Genomic DNA, 6955 nt, shown 5'->3' on the forward strand with positions numbered 1-6955 from the left:
GTGCCCCCCGGCGGGGCCGTCCTGACCCTCCGGCCACACGGCCCCCCCCCCCCCCCCCGCCCCCCCCCCTCAACCCGCCCCTCTGACCGCCTTTTTCGGCGCTCAATCGGGCCACACTCCGCGACTTGAACTGCGGGGGAGGACGACGCTGGCGGGAATATCGCGTAACGATATATCGTTGATAGTCGCGATTAGGGGGAGTGGACGGATGAGCGGAATGAGACCCAGCGGCGGGCACGGCGGTGGCGGCCACGGCGGAGACGGCCATGGCGGCGGCCGCGCCGGTGCGCGCGGCGACATCGCGGCGCAGAAGGCGAGGAACGCGCAGGCGCCGAAGATCCCGCACCTGATGCGACGCATCGGCGCGCTCTTCGGACCGCACAAGGTCGCACTGTCGGTGACGGTGGCGCTCGTTCTCCTCGGTGCAGCGCTCACCGTGGTGCCCCCACTCCTCACGCAGAGAGTGTTCGATGACGGGCTCTTCCCCGCCTCGGGGCATCCGGATATCGGCGTGACGACGACCCTCGTCGTCGCGATCATCGTCGTCTACCTCGCCTCGAGCGGACTCGGCGTCTGGCAGACCTACCTCACCGCCACCGTGGGCAACAAGGTGATGGGCGCGCTCAGGGTGAAGCTGTTCCGGCACCTGCAGTCCATGGAGTTGAGCTTCTTCACGCGGACCAAGACCGGCGTCATCCAATCGCGGCTTCAGAACGACGTCGGCGGCGTCGCCGGCGTGCTCTCGAACACCGTCTCGAGTGTGCTCGGCAACATCGTCACCGTCATCGCGGCGTTCGTCGCGATGCTCCTTCTCAACTGGCAGCTCACGCTGATCGCGGTGGTGTTGATGCCGTTCCTCGTGATCGCTCAACGCCGGGTCGGACAGGTGCGCGCGCGCATCGCGACGGCGACCCAGGAGTCGCTCTCCGACATGACGGCGATCACACAGGAGACGCTGAGCGTCTCGGGCATCCTGCTCTCGAAGAGCTTCAACCGTCAGCGGTTCGAGACGGCGCGCTACTCGGCCGAGAACGAGACGCAGGTCGGGCTCCAGGTCAAGGAGACCATGAGCGGGCAGTGGTTCTTCGCGATGGTGCACATCTTCCTGTCGTCGATCCCCGCGATCGTCTACCTCGTCTCGGCATGGCTGCTGGCCGGCGGATCCGCCGACATCACCTCGGGTACCATCGTCGCGTTCACGACGGTGCAGGCCAGGCTGCTGTTCCCGCTAATGGCCATCATGCAGACCGCGCTGAACCTGCAGACATCCAGCGCGCTCTTCGCCCGCATCTTCGAGTACCTGGACCTGAAGCCGGCCATCAAGGATCGGAGCGATGCGGTCGCCATTCCGGCCGGCGCACCGGTCGGCGAGATCGAGTTCCGCGACGTGACGTTCCGCTATCCGGATGCCCGGCTTGGCGAACGTCCGACGCTGGACGACGTCTCGTTCACGATCCTCCCCGGCCAGTTCGCGGCGTTCGTCGGCGCGAGCGGAGCGGGGAAGACGACGGTCTCCTACCTCGTCCCCCGGCTGTACGAGGCGTCGGACGGTGCCGTGCTGTTCGCCGGAAAGGATGTCCGCGACCTGCAGCACGATTCGCTGATCGACCACATCGGCATCGTCAGCCAGGAGACCTATCTCTTCCACGCCACGATCGCCGAGAACCTCAGGTACGCGGCACCGGATGCCGCGCAGGAGCAGGTGGAGGCGGCGGCGCGCGCTGCGAACATCCACGACACGATCGTCGGGTTCCCTGACGGGTACGAGACCGTGGTGGGCGAACGCGGCTACCGGCTCTCCGGCGGCGAGAAGCAGCGCATCGCGATCGCCAGGGTGCTGCTCAAGGACCCCGAGGTGCTCATCCTCGACGAGGCCACGAGCGCGCTCGACACGATCTCGGAGCGGGTCGTGCAGCAAGCGCTCGACTCGGCCTCGCACGGCCGCACGACGATCGCCATCGCCCACCGGCTCTCCACGATCGTGAACGCCGACGTCATCTTCGTCATCGACAAGGGACGCGTCGTGGAGCGCGGCACGCACGCCGACCTCCTCGCTCTCGGCGGCGAGTACGCACGGCTGTACGACGAGCAGGCGCGGGTGACGGCGACGGTGTAGGACGGCGATGTCAGGGGTCGCTTCTAGGGTCGGCCGCATGATCGGAACACTCGACGTACTGGCCATCGACTGCCCCGACCCCCGCGCGCTCGCGCCGTTCTACGCCGAACTGCTGGGCATGCGGGTGGTCTCCGACGACCCGGACTGGGTCGAACTCGCCTCGGAGGAGCGACCCCGTCCGCTCCTCGCGTTCCAGCGGGTGGATCAGGAGTACCGGCCGCCGCAGTGGCCGGGGCAGGAGGTGCCGCAGCAGTTGCACATCGACGTGAAGGTCGACGACCTGGATGCCGCTGAGCAGCAGGTGCTCGACCTCGGCGCCACGAAAACGGGCTACGACAAGGAGACGTTCCGGGTGTATCTCGACCCGGCCGGGCATCCGTTCTGCCTGATCAAGCCGAACGACTGAGCCTTACCTCACGCCTCAGACCTGCGTCTCGACGGCCATCCGCACGGTGTCGCCGATGTCGACGCCTTCGCGCGTCCGGATCGCCTTCTTGATCGCGAGCACATAGGTGCCATCGCCCTCCGGGAAGATCGACGTCGACCAGCGGGACGACCCGAGAGTCGCCTCCACCTTCACCGAGTTGAACCCGGCCGGCGGATGCGGCGCGTCGTGGATCTCCTCCGAGACCTCCAGCGGCAGCCGGGCGAACACCCACAGCTCACGGCGGGCCTCCCAGGGGAACAGCGTCGACTCGAACTCGTACCGGATGCCCGCCATGGCACCAGGGTACGAGGCGCCGCCGACGCGCCGCGCGACGAGTGGATGCCCGTCGCGGCCTACTCGGCGTAGCGGTCCGCGACCGCGAGGGCGGCGTCGATCACGTCGAGGCCGCGGCGCAGCTCGTCCTCGCTGATCACCAGCGGTGGCGCGATATGCATGCGGCCCATGTGTGTGAAAGGCCACACACCGGCCGCCTTGCACGCCGCGGCGACCTCGGCCATCGGTGCGGCATCCGCTCCGGAGGCGTTGAATGGCACCAGCGGTTCCCGCGTCTCGCGGTCCCGCACCAGCTCGAGCGCCCAGAACAGTCCGCGGCCGCGCACCTCGCCGAGCGACGGGTGCGTGTCGAGCCACGCCGTGATAGTCGGTTCGATCACCCGCGACCCGAGGTCGCGCACGTGCTGCAGGATGCCGTCCCGTTCGAACACCTCGAACGTCGCGACTCCCGCCGCGCACGCCAGCGGATGCCCGGAATACGTCAGCCCACCCTGGAACGAGACGTCGTCGAAGAAGTGCGCGATCGCATCCGAGATCACGACACCGCCGAGCGGTACGTAGCCCGAGTTCACGCCCTTCGCGAACGTGATCAGATCGGGGACCACGTCGTAGGCATCCACCGCGAACCACTCGCCGACGCGACCGAATCCCACCATCACCTCGTCGGCGATGAACACGATGCCGTGCCGGTCGCACAGCTCGCGCACGCCCTGCAGGTAGCCGGGCGGCGGCACGAGCACGCCGTTGGTGCCCACGATCGTCTCGATCAGGATCGCCGCGATGGTCTGCGGACCCTCCAGCGCGATCACCTGCTCGAGGTGTTCCAGCGCCCGCTGCGACTCCTCGTCGACGGATGTCGCATGGAACGCGGACCGGTACGGGTACGGCCCGAAGAAGTGCGCCACCGACCCATCGGCCGGCTCGTTCGCCCAGCGTCGAGGGTCACCGGTGAGCGCGATCGCCGTGGACGTGTTGCCGTGATACGAGCGGTACATCGACAGCACCTTACGGCGACTCGTGTAGCGGCGAGCCATGCGAACGGCGTTCTCGTTGGCATCCGCTCCGCCGTTGGTGAAGAACACATGGTTCAGGTCGCCCGGTGCCACCCCGGCGACGCGCCGCGCGAGTTCACCGCGCACGTCGTTGGCCATACCCGGCTGGATGGTCGCCATGCGTCCGGCCTGCTCCTGGATGGCCCGCACGAGATCCGGATGCTGGTGCCCGAGATTCAGGTTGATCAGCTGCGAGCTGAAGTCGAGGTACGCGTTGCCCTCGTAGTCCCAGAACGTCGAGCCCTCGCCCGCCGCGACCGGCAGCGGATCGATCTGCGCCTGCGCGCTCCAGGAGTGGAAGACGTGCGCGCGGTCGTCGGCGCGCACCCGCTGTTCCTCGGCCTGGTCCCCGAACGCATGGAACGCGCCGGTGCGGTCCGTGTAGCCGGTGCGGGTGCCTACATCGGTGGTGGTCATGTCGTCATCCTCAGTGGTTGCCCGGGAACGCCAGTTCGACGCGCGACTGCAATGCCTCTGGCCATCGTGACGTTACTACTTTGGAGCGCTTATTGATGTGGAACGACTCCGGGCCGTAGATGTGCGAGTCGCCGAACAGCGAGTCCTTCCAGCCGCCGAACGAGAACGACCCCACTGGCACGGGGATCGGCACGTTCACGCCGACCATTCCGACCTCGATGCGGAACTCGAACTCGCGCGCGGCGCCGCCGTCGCGGGTGAAGATGGCCACGCCGTTGCCGTACGGGTTCGCGTTGATGACATCGATCGCGTCGTCGAGCGTCTCGACCCGCACCACGGAGAGCACGGGGCCGAAGATCTCGTCACGGTACGTCGTCGACTCCAGCGGCACGTTGTCGAGCAGCGTCGCGCCGATGAAGAACCCGTCGCCGTCGAACTGCTTCTGCGACCCGTCGACGACGACCGTTGCACCCTCGGCGGCTGCACCGGTCACGTACGACAGCACTCTCTCGCGGTGCTGCGCGGTGACGAGCGGGCCCATGCCGGTGTCGGCATCCGTTCCGTCGCCGATCACCAGGTCGTCGATGCGCTTCTGGATCGCCGGAATCAGTTTGTCTCCCGCGTCGCCGACCGCGACGAGCACGCTGACCGCCATGCAGCGCTCGCCGGCGGAGCCGTACGCGGCGGAAACGGCGGCATCCGCCGCGGCGTCGATGTCGGCGTCCGGCATCACGACCATGTGGTTCTTCGCGCCGCCGAGCGCTTGCACCCGCTTGCCGTTCGCCGAAGCACGCTGATAGATCGACCTCGCGATCGGTGTCGAGCCCACGAAGCTGATCGCGGCGATGTCGGGCGAGTCGAGCAGGGCATCCACCGCGGTCTTGTCGCCGTGCAGCACGTTCAGCACGCCGGCCGGGAGCCCCGCCTGGAGGAAGAGCCCCGCCAGCAGAACAGATGCCGACGGGTCCTTCTCGCTGGGCTTCAGCACAACGGTGTTGCCGCACGCGATGGCACTGGCGACCATCCAGAGCGGCACCATCAGCGGGAAGTTGAACGGCGTGATGCAGCCGACGACGCCGACCGGCTGCTTGACGCTGTGCACGTCGACGCCGGTGGAGATCTGCTCGCTGTAGTCGCCCTTCAGGTGCTGGATGAGCCCGGATGCGAACTCCACGTTCTCCAGGCCGCGCGCGATCTCGCCTGCGGCATCCGACAGCACCTTGCCGTGCTCGCTCGTGATGGTGGCCGCCAGCTCGTCGCGGTGCTCGGAGAGCAGGTGGCGCAGGCGGAAGAGCACGTCGGCGCGCTTGGTCAGGCTCGTCGCGCGCCACCCGGGGAGCGCGGCCTTGGCCGCTGCGATGGCGGCGGCGGCATCCGCTTCGCTGGCCATGAGCACCTGGTGCTGCACCGCTCCGGTGGCGGGGTTGAAGACGTCGCCGGTGCGCCCGGGCTCGCCGAATTCGGCGCCGTCGACGAGATGGCGGATCAGGGCCATGAGCGGTCCTCTCGTGAGTTCTCTTACGTTCCACTCTGCGCTCCGTCGATCGCCGGATGACTCGATCCGGACGAATTGACGTGGGAGCACGTTAGTCTTAGTGCTCCCATGTTCACAGAGAAGTGGATTCGATAGCGGTGCCAGAACGTCACAGCTTCGTGGGCGGTCGCACAGATCGTCCGAGCGTCGAAGAGCACGGTCTTGAAGAGCATGCCGACGATCGTGCGGCTCCGCCTCCCATCGACCTGGAACGCACCGCGCGACGCCAGGCTGTCTCTCGGCAGGCGGTGCTGCCGAGCATCCGGGAGGTGCTCCGCCTCGAGGAGGTCGTCACGGCCGTACCCGAGGTGCTCACCGGCGAAGACGCGCTCGACAGGCCCGTTCGCTGGGTGCACGTGAGCGAGACGGCCGACGTGACGCACCTCGTCAAGGGCGGTGAGCTCATCCTCTCCACCGGTGTCGGCTGGCCGACGGATGCCGCGGCACAGCGCGACTTCGCGGCTCGCCTCGTCGGCGCCTCGATCGTGGGCGTCGTGCTCGAGCTCGGGCACCGCTTCGCGGAGCCGCCGAGGGCGTTCACCGAGGCGGCCGCGCGTCTTGACCTGCCGTTCATTGTTCTGCACCGCGAGGCACGCTTCGTGGCGATCACGGAGGCCGTGCACTCCCGGGTGATCGCCGACCAGATGGCGGCACTGAAGGCACGCGACGAGATCCACGCGCTGTTCACGCAGCTCAGCCTGCGCGGCAGCCCCGCCGACTACATCGTCGCGCAGGTCGCCCGCGTGCTCGGCTCGCCCACCGTGCTCGAAGACCTCACGCACCGGGTGATCGCCGTGGAGGCGATGGGCGATGACACGCGCATCCTCCGCGACTGGGAGCAGCGTTCGCGGGATGCCCACGACCGGGCAGCGGATGCCGTCGCTCGCGGCGCCCTCCCCGGGCCGGACGACTGGACGATCGTGCCCGTCGAGGCGCGCGGCATCCGCTGGGGATACCTTGTTGCGCTGCCAGGGCGTGCGCATCTGGCCGGCCGCACGAACGTGCTCGAGCAGGCAGCGATCGCTCTCGCTCTGGGCCGCCTCGCCGACCACGGTGCCGACGAGTGGACGCGCACCAGCCATGAACGCATCGTCGCTGCTCTGCTCGGCAGGCGA

General features: G+C 68.3%; 6 protein-coding genes. 3 read left to right on the top strand and 3 right to left on the bottom strand.

The window, feature by feature from the left end:
• Positions 1-208 precede the first annotated feature (208 nt).
• Both ACTHNC_RS05915 and ACTHNC_RS05920 read left to right on the top strand, forming a co-directional pair.
• Positions 209-2116 (top strand): ABC transporter ATP-binding protein, encoded by a 1908-nt coding sequence (locus ACTHNC_RS05915; RefSeq protein WP_440293675.1) that lies wholly within the window; start codon positions 209-211, stop codon positions 2114-2116.
• Positions 2117-2153: 37 nt separating this feature from the next.
• The gene (locus ACTHNC_RS05920; protein WP_440293676.1) at positions 2154-2522 is read left to right on the top strand and encodes a VOC family protein; all 369 of its coding nucleotides are present in this window, start codon (positions 2154-2156) and stop codon (positions 2520-2522) included.
• 15 nt (positions 2523-2537) lie between these two features.
• Here the strand turns inward: ACTHNC_RS05920 and ACTHNC_RS05925 are convergent, their stop codons facing one another.
• From ACTHNC_RS05925 to ACTHNC_RS05935, 3 genes are read right to left on the bottom strand one after another with little or no spacing between them, the layout of a single operon-like run.
• Positions 2538-2837 carry a DUF1905 domain-containing protein gene (locus ACTHNC_RS05925; RefSeq protein ID WP_440293677.1) on the bottom strand — a complete coding sequence of 100 codons (300 nt, stop codon included), beginning with the start codon at positions 2835-2837 and terminating at the stop codon, positions 2538-2540.
• A gap of 59 nt (positions 2838-2896) precedes the next feature.
• Positions 2897-4306: an aspartate aminotransferase family protein gene (locus ACTHNC_RS05930; RefSeq protein ID WP_440293678.1), complete on the bottom strand. Its 1410-nt coding sequence runs from the start codon at positions 4304-4306 to the stop codon at positions 2897-2899.
• Between the two features lie 10 nt (positions 4307-4316).
• Entirely contained in the window at positions 4317-5801 is a 1485-nt protein-coding gene (locus ACTHNC_RS05935) for a CoA-acylating methylmalonate-semialdehyde dehydrogenase (RefSeq protein ID WP_440293679.1), read from the bottom strand.
• Between the two features lie 308 nt (positions 5802-6109).
• On the opposite strand from ACTHNC_RS05935, the gene ACTHNC_RS05940 reads away from it, so the two are divergent.
• Positions 6110-6955, top strand: an 846-nt coding sequence (locus tag ACTHNC_RS05940; RefSeq protein ID WP_440293680.1) for a PucR family transcriptional regulator ligand-binding domain-containing protein, incomplete at its 3' end; no start/stop codon positions are given.

The sequence above is a fragment of the Humibacter sp. genome, assembly GCF_051954055.1.
In the GTDB taxonomy this organism is placed as follows: Bacteria; Actinomycetota; Actinomycetes; order Actinomycetales; family Microbacteriaceae; genus Humibacter.